The 17024-nt window shown below is 29.0% G+C and carries 13 protein-coding genes; 2 read left to right on the forward strand and 11 right to left on the reverse strand.

Going from position 1 to position 17024, the window contains the following annotated elements; translation table 11 throughout:
- Window positions 1–19: 19 nt before the first annotated feature.
- The 8 genes from B2S02_RS06970 to B2S02_RS07005 form a co-directional block, all read right to left on the reverse strand.
- Window positions 20–1000: a biotin--[acetyl-CoA-carboxylase] ligase gene (locus B2S02_RS06970; protein ID WP_346847424.1), complete on the reverse strand. Its 981-nt coding sequence runs from the start codon at window positions 998–1000 to the stop codon at window positions 20–22.
- 25 nt (window positions 1001–1025) lie between these two features.
- Window positions 1026–1691, reverse strand: a complete 666-nt coding sequence (locus tag B2S02_RS06975) for an HDIG domain-containing metalloprotein (protein WP_346847423.1) — start codon at window positions 1689–1691, stop codon at window positions 1026–1028.
- 275 nt (window positions 1692–1966) lie between these two features.
- Complete coding sequence (locus B2S02_RS06980) at window positions 1967–3496, reverse strand: VanW family protein (protein WP_346847422.1); 1530 nt, start codon at window positions 3494–3496, stop codon at window positions 1967–1969.
- 169 nt (window positions 3497–3665) lie between these two features.
- Entirely contained in the window at window positions 3666–5039 is a 1374-nt protein-coding gene (locus B2S02_RS06985; RefSeq protein WP_346847421.1) for a VanW family protein, read from the reverse strand.
- 305 nt (window positions 5040–5344) lie between these two features.
- Window positions 5345–6523, reverse strand: coding sequence for an acetyl-CoA C-acetyltransferase (locus tag B2S02_RS06990; protein ID WP_346847420.1), 1179 nt, complete (start codon window positions 6521–6523; stop codon window positions 5345–5347).
- A 401-nt stretch (window positions 6524–6924) separates the two neighbouring features.
- Window positions 6925–8283 (reverse strand): sigma-54 interaction domain-containing protein, encoded by a 1359-nt coding sequence (locus tag B2S02_RS06995; RefSeq protein ID WP_051824230.1) that lies wholly within the window; start codon window positions 8281–8283, stop codon window positions 6925–6927.
- A 112-nt stretch (window positions 8284–8395) separates the two neighbouring features.
- Complete coding sequence (locus B2S02_RS07000) at window positions 8396–8935, reverse strand: Gx transporter family protein (RefSeq protein WP_035135090.1); 540 nt, start codon at window positions 8933–8935, stop codon at window positions 8396–8398.
- 10 nt (window positions 8936–8945) lie between these two features.
- Window positions 8946–9338 carry a NusG domain II-containing protein gene (locus tag B2S02_RS07005; RefSeq protein WP_346847419.1) on the reverse strand — a complete coding sequence of 131 codons (393 nt, stop codon included), beginning with the start codon at window positions 9336–9338 and terminating at the stop codon, window positions 8946–8948.
- Between the two features lie 362 nt (window positions 9339–9700).
- On the opposite strand from B2S02_RS07005, the gene B2S02_RS07010 reads away from it, so the two are divergent.
- Together B2S02_RS07010 and B2S02_RS07015 are read left to right on the forward strand one after the other, a co-directional pair.
- Window positions 9701–10096, forward strand: coding sequence for an FMN-binding protein (locus tag B2S02_RS07010; protein WP_198028602.1), 396 nt, complete (start codon window positions 9701–9703; stop codon window positions 10094–10096).
- A gap of 254 nt (window positions 10097–10350) precedes the next feature.
- Window positions 10351–11391, forward strand: a complete 1041-nt coding sequence (locus tag B2S02_RS07015; RefSeq protein WP_346847418.1) for an FAD:protein FMN transferase — start codon at window positions 10351–10353, stop codon at window positions 11389–11391.
- A gap of 32 nt (window positions 11392–11423) precedes the next feature.
- On the opposite strand, the gene B2S02_RS07020 is transcribed toward B2S02_RS07015, so the two are convergent.
- From B2S02_RS07020 to yjeM, 3 genes are all read right to left on the reverse strand, one after another.
- On the reverse strand, window positions 11424–14315 hold the full coding sequence (locus tag B2S02_RS07020; protein ID WP_346878524.1) for a hypothetical protein: 2892 nt from the start codon (window positions 14313–14315) through the stop codon (window positions 11424–11426).
- Between the two features lie 51 nt (window positions 14316–14366).
- Window positions 14367–14948, reverse strand: coding sequence for an XRE family transcriptional regulator (locus B2S02_RS07025; RefSeq protein WP_346847416.1), 582 nt, complete (start codon window positions 14946–14948; stop codon window positions 14367–14369).
- 406 nt (window positions 14949–15354) lie between these two features.
- Complete coding sequence (gene yjeM, locus B2S02_RS07030; protein WP_346847415.1) at window positions 15355–16872, reverse strand: glutamate/gamma-aminobutyrate family transporter YjeM; 1518 nt, start codon at window positions 16870–16872, stop codon at window positions 15355–15357.
- Window positions 16873–17024 lie beyond the last annotated feature (152 nt).

The raw sequence follows: 17024 nt of genomic DNA on the forward strand, positions 1-17024 counted from the left end.
ATCCTTTTAATTTATTAGTTTAAACATATCCATAGATTCCTCTTACAGATACTTCTCCAGATATTACTCTATTAATAGTACCATCTTTATGTTTTACTATTAATTCTCCTTCATCATCAATATCTATTACCGTACATATGACTTCATTATTTCCATTAATTACTCTTACCTCTTTATTTATAAGTAATGAGCCTTCTCTACAAATTTCTATAACTCTACTTATATCTCCTGTATTTTTAAAGTCTTCGTAAAACACTTCAAAATTATTCAATATATTAGCTACAAGTTTTTTTCTATCAACTTCATTTCCTAATTCATTTTTAAGGGATGTGGCTTTTTCCTTTAACTCATCTGGAAATGATTCCATATTAACATTTATACCAATTCCCATGATGACATAATTTACTCTTTCTATTTCTGCATTCATCTCAGTTAATATGCCACATATCTTTTTGCCATTAATGACTATATCGTTAGGCCACTTTATTCCTACAGAAATGCCCATCTCCTTTAGAGCAGTATAAACTGCTGCTGCACCAATTAAAGTAGCTCTAGGTGCTACCATAGGAGATATATTTGGTTTTAATACTATGGACATCCATATTCCTGTTCCTTTAGGTGAAATCCAACTTCTACCCAATCTCCCCTTCCCACTAGTTTGTTCCTCTGCAGCAACTACCATTCCTTCTATAGGATTATTACTACACTCTCTTCTGCACTGAACATTAGTAGAGTCTACTTCATCAAAATAAATGAAGTTTCTCCCTATATACTTAGTTATAAGAAGAGGTAAAATCTCTTCACCATCTATAATATCCGGAGTACTTATTAGTTTATATCCTCTATTGGAAATTGATTCTATAACGTATCCTACTTCCTTTAAGCTTTTTATATGCTTCCATATTCCAGCCCTAGTAATTCCTAATTCCTCACTAAGTCTTTCCCCTGAAATATATTCATCCTTACTTTTTCTAAGTATGTTCAATATCTTCTTCTTCATTAAATACTTACCTTCCTAAGCTTTCTTATTTCTCAGGCAAATTATATGTCTCTGCCATTCTTTTTCTCTTATCAATATAATTCTGGCACCTTTCTAAGAAAATTTCAATATTTCTCTCTTCTTTTCTTACTTCCTCTTCGGTCTTTGGCCCTCTCCCTAATCTATCACATATTCCAAGAAGTCCTATATCCTCAATGTATCCACTTTTAACAACTCTATTAAGGTCTGCAAACTCATTATTTTTTACTACGAAAAGAATCTGCATATGAAGTCTAACTAGATTTACTACATAATCATAAAATCCTTTATCTTCATGAAGCTTTAAATGGGTTAAAAATTCTTCTGCCATTCTTGCTCCAACTTTATCATGGTCATAGGCAGTGAGGTAGCCTCTTCTTAACTTTGTAGTAGTTAACTTACCTATGTCATGTAAAAATGCTGCCCACATAAATCCCTTTGGCTCTTTGCTTCTATCTCTTCTTTTAGCAGCTTCATCTATAACCATCATAGTGTGAATCCAAACATTGCCTTCTGGGTGATGTTTAGGATTTTGCTCCACATCTTTTAACTTTAAAACCATGTTATAGGGATATATATCTGGATAACCATTATTTTCTACTAAGTTATTAAAATATATGGATGGCTTTTTATCTTCTAAAAGATGCTTTGTAAATTCTTCAAAATAATTCATTTAACTTTTCTCCCTTCTTATCATACCTATATAATTAATATTATTTACATATATAATATTTACTATTAATATAATAGGTCATGAAATTTTTTCTTATGCTGTTATACACAATATATTTTTATTAACATTATATTGTAACCAATTATTTAAATTCAATTAAATATTTACTATGATAAAATACCCTACAGTATAGACGGATATCTTGTCTATCTATAGGGTATTGATTATTCAAGAATAAATATCTTTATTTTTTCTTTCATTTCTTTATCATAATTTTAGTTACCTGCAGGTTTATCTGTTGGCTTTTCAGCAGGTTTTTCTGCCGGCTTGTCTGCTGGTTTTTCTGCCGGTTTTTCTGCTGGTTTGGTAACAGGAGCTTGTTCTACTTTTTTAGTACCTCTTTTTATTATTTTAGGTAGTGGTATATAAGTATCAGTATTCATAAGCTCTGTTGAAACTACATTACCATTTTCATAAATAGTTCTATATGCCTTAACCTTATATCCCTGAGATCCATTCTGAGTAACCTTTTCTGTTCCTATAGGTAAAGTTGGATCATCCTCATATTTTACTGTTACAGGAATGGTCTCATAGGTTTCTGAGTTAAAGCTATATGTTTTTCCACCCTTAGCTGCAGAGTTAGAATATATATTAAAGGTTACATTTCCACCACTAGTATATCCTTCAATATATATTGGATATTTGTATGGATTTGTGAATACATAATCTATTCCTCCATAAGCAATAGTTGCATCAAGTCCTAACGGAACATATCCTACTGCCATGTTATGATTTAATCTTTGATCTGGAAGAATTCCTGAGTCTAATACTGCATTGTGAAGTGTTGAGGATACTTGGCAAATACCTCCTCCATATCCAATCTCCACCTTATTTCCTACATAAACGCCTCCTGGTTGATAACCTTTATCTGCTGTAGTGTCACCCACTGTAGTATTAAAACTAAAACTTTCTCCTGGCATTAGTACTATACCATTTACAGTTTGAGCTCCTAGTGATATATTGGTACTTCTACTCCAATCTGAACTTCCAAAGTTAGTAGTTTTGGTTCCAATTCTAGTGTTAATCGTTGATAATTTTTCTTTTGTCTTAGTAGGTACCTCTTTTTTTATAGTTGCAGTTACTTCTATGTTTCCTGCTTTACTTTCTGATACTTTAGCATTTATATCCTTAACTAATGCTTGTACATCCAAAGTCTTACCAACTACTTCTTCAGTAATGTTAAATCCTGAACCTGATTTTGCTATAGTAGCATCTTTTTTAGCAACATTAATTTCACTTTCCATTTTTTTAGCAACAGTATTTATAATTTCGTTATTATAGGTAAATGTTATTGGAAAGTCTTTTTTTTCAGAACTCTTTATTGCTTTAAACTTATCTAAATACCCAAGATCTCTATTATGGTTAAAAGCTTCGTTTACAGTTTCATCTATATTAAACTCTACATGTAAGTCAGTGTAGTTAATATCATACTCCTTATCTCCAGCTTTAATTTTAATACTTCTGTTCCCAATTTCGTCGTTATATTTACTATTTAGTTCTTGTACAACTTGGTCCTTGGCTTTACCACTTACATCTATTCCTTCAACCTGCACACCTGGCATAATTAAATTCTCATATTTTGATACAGTAGTATGGATGTATGTTGTTGTACCTAAAAATACTAAAAGAACTATAGTTATTACGGAAGAAATTGCTATGATCTTAGCTTTTTTATTAGATTTTTTATTCCCTGGGGTTAGTGAAAGCTTCGATCCATTCTCACCCTTCTCTAGATTCATATCCATAGTAACATTCCTTTCATTTTACAATTAAAAAATTGATTTAACATATAAATTATATCATATGTTAATCATATTTTCATTTATATTATTATTACGATTTCATTACATAATAATTTTCTATTGTAAAATTTTAACATAAGCATTGTATATATGCAATTCCTTCCCTATACCTCTATCCATTTCTTCTGATGATTTTATTTACAGGTTCATATATCTCATCATATATTACCTCTTCTTTTACTACCTTCTTATTTTCTAAGGTTTTTCTATAAACCTTTATCTTATAACCTTTACTACCTTGATTCTCAACTATTTCTTCCCCCTCATCCAAGTTTATGTCCTTTTTATATTCTATCTTTTGAGGTATTTCTTTATAGACTTTACTAATGACTTCATACTTTATATTTTCTAATTCTTTATAAGAATATATATTAAATGTTAATTTATTATTTTCTACTATACCATCTATATAAATGGGATATGGTAAAGTATTTTTAAACTTATAATCTACAACATTATAATAAATGGTTGCATCCATTCCTTTATCAACATACCCTATTGGCATAGAATGATGCGTTCTCTCCATAGGCAGAATTCCTGCTCTTATTATTGCATTATGAAGAGTTGTAGATACCTGACAAATACCTCCACCTAATTCAGGTTGAAGTTTATTATCTTTTATAACAGGTGCTTCTACATATCCTTTTTCTTTAGTGCTTTCACCTACTAGTTTATTAAAACTATATTCTTCCTCTGGCATTAAAACTATACCACTTGCTGCTTCAGTTGCTACTTTAATATTAGTAGCTCTAACATCACCTACAAAGTTTGTACTAAAACTAGATATTATTATATTAATCCTTTTCAAATCTTCAGTGTTTATTTCTGGATTTTCAATACTAATAGGCAATTTGAGAGTAACATCACCTTTATTATTCTCAGTATTACTTTTTACAACTTCTTCAACCTGAGAAATAAAATCTTTTCTATTTATTTCTTCTTTTGAAGAACTTTCACTTACTTTTAGTTTTCCATCTTCCTTGATGATAGTTGCATTTTTAACTTCCTTGTTGAGAGTTTTTTCAATTTCATCTAACAATGAATCTACAAAATTTGTATTATAACTATACTCAATATCAAAATCTACTTTTTTAGGATTTTTTATCAACTTATAACCTTCTCTTACAGATAAATCCTTTCCATAATCCAAAGCTTCCATAAGAGTTTCCTGTAAGTTGCTTTTTATATTTAAGCTTTCATAATCAATCTTATATTCTTTATCTTTTACCTTTACCTTAATATCATTATTGATAAGTTCTTTGCTTTTTTCATTTAAAAGCTTTATAGATTCCTCCTTAGTTCTACCACCCACTTCAATTCCTTCTACAAAAACTTGAGGATAAATTTTATTTACATAACTACTTACGGTACGCTTCATATATCCGTAATAAAATAGAAAATACACTACAATAAAAACAACTATTAAAGCAATAATAGTAAAAAAAGTATTTTTATTTCCTTTTCTTCTCTGATTTCTTTTTTCCATATAAAATTCTCCTCTCATGGTATTTAAATTAGCTTGTGTAGTATTTCATGAAATATTCTAGCTAAAATAAAAAATCAGCTCATTGTAAATTTACAATGAACTGATTTTTTTATTTATACTTAAAAAGTTATAGCTAATTAATATTTTTCTTTTCTCGCTTTGCTCGCAGGGACACTCCTTCTCACATTCGTTCGAAATGTTAAACCAAAGATTTTCTTTTCTCGCTTTGCTCGTAAGGACACTCCTTCTCACATGCGTTCGAATGAGTAAGTTCGAATACCCAAATATAAAATTTGGATTCTCACTTATCTTTCTATTACTATTGCGATTCCTTGTCCGCCACCTATACATAGTGTAGCAAGACCTTTTTTGTTATCTCTCTTAATCATTTCATAGATAAGAGTAGTTAATATTCTAGCTCCTGATGCTCCAACTGGGTGTCCAATAGCTATTGCTCCACCATTAACATTTACTTTATTCATGTCAAATTTTAAATCTTTAGCTACTGCTAATGATTGTGCTGCAAAAGCTTCATTAGCTTCTATTAAATCTAAATCTTCAACTGTTAATCCAGCTTTAGATAAAGCTTTGCTTGTAGCTTCGAATGGTCCATATCCCATTATTTGTGGATCAAGACCTGCTGATGCATAAGATTTTATAGTTGCAAGATAGTTAACTCCTAGTTGTTCGGCTTTTTCTTTAGACATAACTATGAACATAGCAGCTCCATCATTTATTCCTGAAGCGTTACCAGCAGTAACTGTTCCACCTTTTTTGAAAGCTGGCTTAAGTTTTCCTAATTTCTCTATTGTTGAACCAAATTTAGGGAACTCATCTGTATCAAATACAATTGGATCTCCTTTTCTTTGAGGTATTTCAACTGGTACTATTTCATCTTTAAATCTTCCTTCTTTTACAGCCTTTTCAGCTTTTAATTGGCTACTTAAAGCAAATTCGTCTTGCATTTCTCTTGTAAGACCCCATTTTTCAGCTATGTTTTCTGCAGTAACTCCCATATGATAATCATAGAACGCATCCCAAAGACCATCTTTAATCATAGTGTCAACCATTGTTGAATCACCCATTCTTTGTCCCCATCTAGATGTTGGTAATACATATGGTGCATTACTCATTGATTCTGTTCCACCACAAAGGATTACATCTGCATCTCCTGATTTAATTGCTTGAGCTGCTAATGTTACAGCTTTTATTCCTGAACCACAAACTTTATTAATACTAATTGCTGTAGATTCTTCTTTTAAACCAGCCTTTAAAGCTACTTGTCTTCCAACATTTTGTCCAAGCCCTGCACTTATAACATTTCCTATAATAGCTTCATCTATAATAGCTGGATCTATTCCTGCTCTTTTTATTGCTTCTTTTGCAGCTACAGCACCAATTTCAGCTGCTGATAATTTTGATAATGAACCTCCAAATGATCCTACTGCTGTTCTAGCAGCACTTACAATAACAACTTCTTTCATTTTTAACTCCATCCTTTTCTTAAAAATTTTTTCTTTAAATAATTCGTTACGTTAGAAACTATTTTATCCCCTGCTTATATATCTACATAGGGTTACAAAGTCTATGTTTATTACTCTTATTTATATAGCAGTTTCCATGCCAACTTCTACAATCCCCTAAATATCTACTTTCTCGTGAATTAGGGAAAATAACATTGTAAACTACAGTTTACGGTTTTTCCTTAAACAAATCTTTGTTAATATTATAACTTCAATGTTAAATAAATCACCTAAAGCAAAATCAATAATTAGCAGATTTTTTTCATCATTTATTAATACATTTAATCTATTTAAAGGGTTAATTCTCCAAACTAAAGCACACATGTAAACNNGTTTACATGTGTGCTTTAGTTTACACTTTTTTAAAGTTCCATATTAAACCTCTTCATTTTTTTATAAAGACCTTGCCTACTAATACCCAAAACCTTAGCAGTTTCATTTTTATTACCATTAAGTTTCTCTAGAGTTTCTGTAATTACCTGCTTTTCTATTTCTTCTACTATATCTTTAAGTTGTTTATTTTCATAATCAACCTTTCTTTTGTTACAATCTAATATCTTTGCGGGTAAATGCTCTGGTAATATTTTAAGCTCTGTATTAAGTAAATTTATTGCTCTTTCAATAACATTTTCTAGTTCTCTAACATTACCTGGCCAGTTATAACATTTAAGATAATCCAAGGTTTCTTCTGATATACCTTCACTATATATTCCATACTTATTACATAGCTTAACTCTTAATGCCTCTGCAAGTGGTCCCACATCTTCAATTCTTTCTCTTAGTGCTGGAAGCTTAACATGCATAACATTTAATCTATAGTATAAATCTTGTCTAAACTTACCCTCTTGAGTTAACTGTAATAAGTTTTTATTGGTAGATGCTATAATCCTAACATCTATCTTTTTTACATCATTACTACCAACTCTTACAATTTCTCTATCTTGAAGAACTCTTAATAACTTCACCTGCATAAAAAGAGGCATATCTCCTATTTCATCTAAAAGAATAGTTCCTCCATCTGCAAGCTCAAATTTACCCTTCATTCCTGTTTTTTTCGCTCCTGTAAATGCTCCTTCTTCATAGCCAAACATTTCTGATTCAAATAGTTCTGTTGGTATAGCTCCACAATTTATTTTAACAAAGGGTTTTCTGGCTCTTTTACTACTATTGTGTATGGACTGTGCAACTAATTCTTTTCCTGTACCACTCTCCCCTGTAATTAATACAGATGAATCTCCTCTTGCAATCTTCTCAGCAAATTTTATAGCAGTTAAGAAGCTTGAGCTATTTCCGATAATTTTATCAAAAGTATAGGTTGCTTTATTCTCTACAGTGAGTTCATTTTTATAAAATTGAACCTCTTTTTCTAAATGGGATATCTTACTACTTAATATTTTAAAATTATCTATATCTTTAAACATAACTCTACCTATGGCGCCTCTAATTTTTCCATTAATTATTATAGGAACTCTCATAGATATCATTTTATGTTCATTAACCTCTTGAATATCTCCAACTTCTTTAAATCCATTTTTAGCTATAAGATGTAATTTTGTGTTTGGAATAACCTTAGTTACATGTTTCCCCTCTGGTTCTTTACACCCTAAAAACTTCTTGTATCCATCTGTCATCATTGTTATAATTCCATCTTCATTAACTACTACAATGTATTCATTTAAACTATTAAATGCAAAATTGAGTATTTCTTCATCAACTCTCATATATTTTTCCTCCTAAATAAAATACATTATTTTATGTTTCTATCTATTAAGTGTAACTATATCCTTATTTAATATATTTATATCCATTTGAGCTATTTTAATTAAACTTATTTTAAAACCAATTGTTATTTACACCAAAAACTTTTTTTAAATGTTCTACTGCAAAATTGCCTGTAATTCCAACAAATATGCCAGTCCCTATCCCTGCCACGCTCATAACAGGTAAATAGAGCATAACACTCATGGTTTTTACTATTAGTGATGCTGCAAGTAATTGTCCTACATTATGAAATACTGCCCCCGCACAACTTACTCCTACAATACTTATCTTTTCTTTTCCAAGGTGTTTTGCAAATACCATAAATATATAACTTAAAATCCCACCAGATAAACTATACATTAATCTAGATATACTTCCTCCAAACATTACGGAAAGCAAAATTCTTAAAAACATGACTAAAAAAGTCTCTTTATAACTTAAGGTGTATAATGCTATTACCGTAATAATATTAGCAAGACCTAGTCTTGTGCCCGGAGTTATAAATGGTACTGGTATCATATTTTCAAATATGTGTAGCACCATGGACATTGCTACTAATAGGGATATATATATCATTTTTCTAATATTTTTACTAGCTTCTTTACTATTCATTTTCTTCACCTCAACGAGAAATTACATCTTCCCCTTCACTACTCTTTTGTTCCCCTACTATTTCAATGATTAACCTATTAGGCAGACATACTATTCTTTCTCCAACCGCTCCTATAAATCCTTCATTTACACATATTTCATCCTTACAATCTGCATCTACAATTCCTATTTTCATTTCATGAATTACAACTCGATTAAATCCATAGGAAGATTTAATAGTAAATTCTTCATCTAACCCTGTGGTTAGTTCCACTCTCTTTGTCTCTTTGCCATCTATAGAAATAACAGCATAATTTATTCCTTTATAATTACTCTGATAATTTTTTAGCATAATGTAAGGTATAAATGACACTATTAGTAACACTACAATTATTACTATATCCATTCTCTTCATTAATTTCATATTCATTCTTCTCCTATCCAACAATAGTTTAAACAAAGTAATTTTAATCTTTTATTGTTATTATATCAATATGTTCACCTAAATTCCTTAGTGATTAAGAAATTTCAGAAAAATAATCTTTAACCTAAAAAAACAATATACATACTCTAATGTATTTTTATGTTATTAATGTTAACTTTAATCATAAATTGTAAATAATTTTTTAACAATTTTCCTGGAAATATATTTACTATTATTTTAGTTTAGTTTATAATTAAATCATAAAAATAGTATGTTTCTTAAACTAGAAATATTTTTAGGAGGTAACATTAATGAATAAAAAAGTTCTAGCTTTATTATCCTCAGTAGTTTTAACTGCTGGAATGTTAGTTGGTTGTGGTTCAAAAGGAATGAAAGATGGAAGCTATAAATCTGAATTTGACACTTTTGATGATCACGGTTGGAAAGGACAAGTTGAAATTACAGTTGCTGATGGAAAAATCACTGATGCTAAATTCGACTATGTAAATGAATCTGGAGATCTAAAGAGTAAAGATGCCGAATATCAAGAAAAAATGACAAAAGTATCTGGAATTGGCCCTGTTGAGTTCTCAACTCAATATGCAGAAGCTCTTGTAGAGAAACAAGACCCTGCAACAGTTGATGCAATAACTGGAGCAACTACTTCTGGAGATGATTTTAAACTTTTAGCCGATGCAGCTATCCAACATGCAAATGATGGTAAAACTGAAACTGCTGTAGTTAAAGCTAAAAAATAGTATTTTCATAAATAGTATAGTAATAAGACTTTAGGATATCCTGAAGTCTTATATTTATTTCTCCATATTTATATAGTTATTACTAGTTTAAAAAATTCTATGTATTTTATATTTAAAAGTTTCACCTAATAAATTATAATGTTATTATTAATATAAAGATATAATTCACTTTAATAATGTTTTAACAATATATAAATTTTTTTATTTAAATATTAAAACTTTATATTACTATGCATATAACTAAGGAGGTCCCTATGAAACTTTTTAAAAAACTTTCTTGCATTTTAGTTCTATTTATAACTATTATTATTGTTGCAGGATGTGCAAATCAAAGATTACCTATTAAGCCAATTAGTAAAACAGAGCTAGTCATTGGTACAGTGTGTACCATAACCATATATGATAAAAGTGATACAACTATAATAGATGAATCTTTTGCTCGTTTAAGAGAACTAGAAAATATATTAAGTATAAGTAAGTCTAATACCGAATTGGATGAAGTAAATAATATGGCAGGAATAGAACCTGTTGAGGTTAGTAATGATACTTTTAATGTGGTAAAAAAAGGACTAGAATATTCTAAACTGTCTGGTGGTTCACTAGATATCACTATTGGACCTTTGGTAAAGTTATGGGGAATTGGTACAGATAATGCTAAGCTTCCCTCAGAAAAAGAAATTAATGAAAAAAAGGCTTTAATTGATTATAATAAAATTCAAATAGATGAATCAAAAAAAAGTATATTTTTAAAAGATTCCAATATGATTATAGATTTAGGTGCAATTGCAAAGGGGTATGCTGCTGATGAAATAGTTAAAATCCTAAAAAATGCTGAAGTATCCAGTGCAATTATTGATTTAGGTGGTAATATTTATGTACTCGGTGACAAGATAGATGGTACCCCTTGGAAGGTAGGAGTTCAAAACCCTGAAAAATCCGGTAGTGATACTATTGGATTTGTAAGTGTTAGTAATAAATCTATTGTAACCTCTGGAGTGTATGAAAGATACTTTGAGCAAGATGGTAAAAACTATCACCATATTCTAAGTCCAGATACAGGTTATCCATATGACAACAACATCTTAGGTGTGTCTATATTATCTAATAACTCTATAGATGGTGATTCTCTATCAACTACTTTATTTGCCCTTGGGGTAGATGAAGGTTTAAAACTTATTAACTCATTAGATGATGTTGAGGCAATTTTTATAACTAAGAACCATGAACTATACCTAACTAATGGCTTTAAAAAAGCATTTACCCTTACAAATAATAATTATGAAATAAAAGAATAATAAATGGCTATGGTAGTCCCATAGCCATTTTTTTAAACTAATTTATAGCATTTACTATTATTATATACCATATTATGATCAAGTTGTTTGATATATTTTAATACCTCTACATCTACAAATTTCATAAGAACTTCTAATTCCTCATTCTTTTTAGTAATCTCTTCATGAGATTTTGTCATATCCATCTCTGCTTGCTCAACTATATTTTTATCTATTGTAATATCATTTAGAGTTCCTTCAAATATATCTTTTATTTCTTCCTTTAACTTGTCTGAAAGTCCTCTTAAGTTTTCCATTATATTATTGCTTAATATAGCAGCAATATTATCCTTATTTTCTATGACTTGATTTTTAATTTTTATTCTAGTACTTTCTGCCTTTTCTTCTGACTTCATAAACATTACCTTAATTCCACCAGCTACTGTACTTAAGAATTTCTCATTTGGTATTACAGTAACTTCATAATTAATACTATTTAAGAATTCATCATGTAATACTAAAAATTCCTTCAGTAGCTCTTCAAGTGGTTTTATATCTATGGGTTTAATTTTACTTGTAAAATCACCATAGGCAGATATTACAGTATCTCTATTATCCTTTATCTTTTCTATAGTCTCTTGATGGTATCCATAGAGCTTTGAATACTTAGTTATATAAACCTCAAATTGCTCTAACATTAAATCATATATATTTTTATTACACCAATTTACAATAGTTTCACTAAATATCTTTTCAGCCTTATCCTTTAGTGTTGAAGTTTCTTCTAAGTCATCTATAGCATCTAGTTTTTTTTCTATAAGATCAGGGATAATTATTGATATCTTTTCTTCAGCATATTTTCCTAAAAACTCTATATCACCCTGAATTTTTGTAAGAAATTCATTATAGTTTGATTTAACTTCATCTGCTAGGTTTATATATTCTGATACACATTCCTTAAGGGTATATCTTCTTTCCTTATAAACTGCATTTTTAAATTTTATGTCTTCTCTAATTCCATCTAAAGTTTTATTTATATTGGTCTTAAAGTCATTAAATTTCATATTTATTATATTTTCTGAAGTTTGTCCTATAAGTGTTTCTAATAACTCTCTAGAATCAAAAAAGTCTTTTTGGTCAAATAATATAATTTCTCTTTTATAATCTAGCATATTTTCCAATAAAGCTTTATTATAACTTAATGCTTCAGCCTTATAATCACTACTTTTTGTATTAATAAGAATAGCCAATATAGAATTGTTACAATCTTCCAATATATGTTTAATATAAGTTACATCAATATCCCTTAACTCTTTATGACCATCTATTACAATAATATTTTTATCTGCCATTTTACCATGAATAGACTTATCATAAGTTATAATACATTTATTAGGATCTCTTAATAAATTATTCTTTGTAATAACTTCACAACTATAATAATCTTTAATATATGATTTTAACTCAAGTTGTTTATTGCTAATAAACACAATATCCTTATCTTGTAAAAAGATCTTTTCTCCAACAATATTGTTTAAAGTTTCTTCTACCTCTCTATCTTGAATTGCATTAATACCTATTATTGTTTTTTTACTACTACTTCTAATAAAGTCACTAGTATCAAATTTAGATTCTATACCATAGCTTGTACATATATCTTTTACATTATTATATAAGTATAGCCAAGGATATTCTCTTAAATTATAGTTTTCCCTTTTAGTTCCATCTATAGATATTTCTTTACATTCTTCTATATAATTAAGTAGCTCCTTATTTATATTAAATATATTGATTATGGAAGATAACTTAGTTGAAGTTTCAATTGCTTTTTCATAATTATTGTTTTGAACCGCAGCATTCATTAAATAAAACGCAAAGTCAAATTCATACTCTCTTAAAAATACTTCTTTATACTTTCTTATTCTTATATCTTCATAAATTTCATTTAACACACATACTGCTTGAGAACAATTTATAAAATCTCCGTGTTTATAATCTATAATTTTAAAACTTTGTCTTAGATAACTTAATACTTTAATAAGTTGTTCTTCCTCTTGTCTGATACCTTTGTATAAGCTTAAAATTAAAGTACTCCATTCAACAATTTTAAGCTCTTCCATTAATATATTACAGAACTTTATAATCTTATCTACACATTCTATATCTAGGGATTGTGCTTTTGTGCATATAGTATTCATTGCATTTATCCAATGAGGGCTACTATCCTTACAATATTCCTCTATTGAGATATCTATGGCATTAGAGTAAGATTTTTCTGTTGTAAAATACTCTACAACATCTATATTTATTCCTTTAAATGAAGATAATATTTTTATTACATTTCTAGCTGCCTCATTTGCTTTATCTATAATGTTTAATTCTTTACTTGCTCTATATACGCAATAGTTTTTTTGTATGTATAATATTTCTTCTTCTCCAATTATACTTTCATATAAGTATAAAGCTTCTTCAACTTCAACCATATCACCAAGATTTTTTCTTGCCCACATTAATAGTTCAAAAAATACTACTCCACTTTTACATTGAATTTCTTCAGTTTGAAATTTATTTCCACTTTTTAAGAATTCCTCCATAACCTCTATTACTTTAGAAAAGTAATCCTTTGACAATTCAAATTCTTTTCTCTCAAAATATATTTCTCCTAGTGAGTAGTATGATACTATAAGATTTCTAAAATCCTCATACTCCATATTCCCAATTACTTTATAATCTAACTTTTCTATAATTTTTTTAAAAAACTCAGTAAGGTTTACTTCATTTACATCTATTCTAAATATATTTTTAACACACCAGTTATAATAATGCTTTACCATTAAGCAGGGTTCACAGGTAATCTTACTGTCTGTAATATCTAGATAAAAATTCAATTTACCTAAATTGTTTTCACACTGCTGAAGGAATTTCATCTGTTTTTTTAAAGACAATTCATTCACTCTCCTTATTTTATTTAGTCATACATGACATTTGTCTATATTTTATATGATGTTACTTTTGCTAGTTGCTGCAGGATTAGGAACACTTGCAACTAAAATTTTGCATATTTTATTAGTATAGTTTGCATAGTTATGATTAATAGAAGATTTAAAATGTGCTGAATCACCGGGGTAAAGATACTGCTTTTCATCATTTATGAATAAAGTTATAATTCCTTCTAATACATATATAAATTCTTCACCTTCATGCTGATAAGTATTTAAATTTTCCTCTGTATTGGTAGGCAATATTTCAATTAATCTAGGCAATATAGTTTTATCTTCAGGATTATTTGATAATACATAATTAATATGAAGGGCATTATCTATTTTATATATATCTCTTTCGTAACTCTTTTGTATAAATCTTTCTCTCCTCTTACTAGTTGATAGTAAAAAGTAAGATAATTCAACATCTAAAGCTTCTGCTATATTAAGTAAAGAATCTGTAGCTATACTGGTAAGACCTCTTTCTAATTGAGATAAAAACCCAGTAGATAAAGATGTTTTTTCGCTTAGTTCCTTTAATGTCATCTTTTTATTAGTTCTAAGTTCTTTAATTTTGCTTCCTATGATTTTATTCAACCGTTCCACCTCTTTGTTTAATTTAACTTTTTATATAGAGCCTAGCTGCTTTAACACTGTGGTTAGCTACTATGTAAGGAATAATAATGTCATCAACTAGAGCTACTGACTATTTGAGTATATGTTCAACTAAACTTCAATGGAGATAAAACTCCCTCTAAGCTAAGTTTCACTTGATATTAATATTATTACTCAATACCTAAGTATTGTCTAGCTAAGTTTATAATTTATAAATAAATTTGATAAATATAAATAAATGTTTATAAAATTTTCACCAAAATAAAAGACATATTAAAACTTCTATAATAATAAATTTTATATTTAAATGTTTTTATAAAATAAAGTCCAGATATTATTTATCTGAACTTTATAATCTTTAGAACATATTCTTCAATGCAAATTTTTCTTAATTATTTTTCTTTAAGTTCTTTTCATATCTAGCGAAAAGTACTAAGGCAACTATTGAAAAGAATATTGGTCCTGCAATACTCCATATAGTTTTAGCCATATCTCCATTCATAGCTGGCTCAATTATTGAGAAAAAGTTAGCAAATCCAACTGTAGCTGTTACTACAATAGTTACGAGTATTATAAATCCTTTACCTTTGAAAACTTGGAAAGGTTTTTGTATTCCTGCTCTTCTTTTAAATGATATAAATGCTCCAGACAAGAACATATATGGAATTGTCATAGCTACATTAGTCATGGCTACAAGAATACTAAAGAATTCTTCCATAGCTTCTCCACCAAATCCTACTAATAAAATCATAATTATTACTACTATAGCCTGAATAAGCATTGCATTTACAGGCATACCTTTTTTCATTTTTGCAACTGAATCGGGGAATAACCCCTTAGGAGTTCCTGCTATTAATTGCTTAAGTGGTGCATATGTTAAAGTAAAGAACGCTCCTGTAAGAGCAAGTAGCATTGATAATCCAACAAATCTAGCTATCCAGTTACCAATTTGTACTGAAATAGCTTCAGTTGCTCCAAAGGTTACTCCAAATTGATAACCTAAATTATTCATTATAAGATAACCTACATTTCCCATGTGAACTATATCTCCATACTTACCATTTGTTCCAAGTATAGCATCCCAATTTGTAAATATTCCAACACAGAATAATCCTACTGCATATCCAACAGCTATGATTATAGCAGATATAGCAAGACCTTTAGGAAAGTTTTTTTCTGGTTCATCTGTTTGATCAACCAATCCTCCAACTACCTCAATACCACCAAAGGCAAATAAAGCAAATACCATAAATGATAATATTGATATTGAACTTTGATAAGCTGGGTTAGGCGATGATATGAAAGTTGTAGAATTAACTATAGGTTGTGCTAATTCTCCACCATTTCCTATTAATATAACTATGGAACCTAGTATTAACAATATATTAAGTGCTGCTACAGCTGTACCTCCTACTGAAGTAATCTTTTTAATTTTTTCTATCCCCTTAGTTGACACGAAGGTAACAAATATAATCCAAAGAACAGCAAGTATGGCAAGAGTTTGACGCCCTCCAAAACCAAATATACTCCATGTACTAGTTGTATCTGTACCATAAATTGCATTAGATAAAGTTACCCATATTCCAGAAGATACATTAACCATCCATATTACCGTTGACGTATACCACATAAATGTCCCTATAAATGCATACTTAGCATTTACCGACTTCTCCATCCATGAATATATTCCTCCGGTTTCATTTTTAAATGCGGCTCCATATTCAGCCATCATAAATGCAAATGGAATAAAGAATAATATTGCAGCTATAATGAAGAAGGGTATTGAACCATACCCCATTAAATAGTATGACCTGGGCATATTATTAAAGCCATATACAGATGTAAAAATCATTAATATCAGTGCTGTGATAGATAACTTTTCTGTACTACCTTTCTTTGATGACATTATTTTTCCTCCTTTGTAGCTAAATTAAGTTTAAAAACTTAATTTTATCTAATTACTTATTAAATAAGTAATCTTATTTTATTTTTCACCATAATAAAATAAATATGTAAGAAAAATAAGAAACCACAAATATCCATTGTGGTTTCTTACTT

Source organism: Clostridium sp. UBA7339, assembly GCF_002470865.1.
Taxonomy (GTDB): Bacteria; Bacillota; Clostridia; order Clostridiales; family Clostridiaceae; genus Clostridium_J; species Clostridium_J sulfidigenes.

What these genes read in the sequence shown, in the direction of transcription:
- B2S02_RS06985 (WP_346847421.1), bottom strand. Translation starts at nt 5,039, where the DNA reads ATGGAAAAAAGAAATCAGAGAAGAAAAGGAAATAAAAATACTTTTTTT.
- B2S02_RS07010 (WP_198028602.1), top strand. Translation starts at nt 9,701, where the DNA reads ATGTTAGTTGGTTGTGGTTCAAAAGGAATGAAAGATGGAAGCTATAAA.
- B2S02_RS06975 (WP_346847423.1), bottom strand. Translation starts at nt 1,691, where the DNA reads ATGAATTATTTTGAAGAATTTACAAAGCATCTTTTAGAAGATAAAAAG.
- B2S02_RS07015 (WP_346847418.1), top strand. Translation starts at nt 10,351, where the DNA reads ATGAAACTTTTTAAAAAACTTTCTTGCATTTTAGTTCTATTTATAACT.
- yjeM (WP_346847415.1), bottom strand. Translation starts at nt 16,872, where the DNA reads ATGTCATCAAAGAAAGGTAGTACAGAAAAGTTATCTATCACAGCACTG.
- B2S02_RS07000 (WP_035135090.1), bottom strand. Translation starts at nt 8,935, where the DNA reads ATGAATAGTAAAGAAGCTAGTAAAAATATTAGAAAAATGATATATATA.
- B2S02_RS07005 (WP_346847419.1), bottom strand. Translation starts at nt 9,338, where the DNA reads ATGAAATTAATGAAGAGAATGGATATAGTAATAATTGTAGTGTTACTA.
- B2S02_RS06970 (WP_346847424.1), bottom strand. Translation starts at nt 1,000, where the DNA reads ATGAAGAAGAAGATATTGAACATACTTAGAAAAAGTAAGGATGAATAT.
- B2S02_RS06995 (WP_051824230.1), bottom strand. Translation starts at nt 8,283, where the DNA reads ATGAGAGTTGATGAAGAAATACTCAATTTTGCATTTAATAGTTTAAAT.
- B2S02_RS06990 (WP_346847420.1), bottom strand. Translation starts at nt 6,523, where the DNA reads ATGAAAGAAGTTGTTATTGTAAGTGCTGCTAGAACAGCAGTAGGATCA.
- B2S02_RS06980 (WP_346847422.1), bottom strand. Translation starts at nt 3,496, where the DNA reads ATGGATATGAATCTAGAGAAGGGTGAGAATGGATCGAAGCTTTCACTA.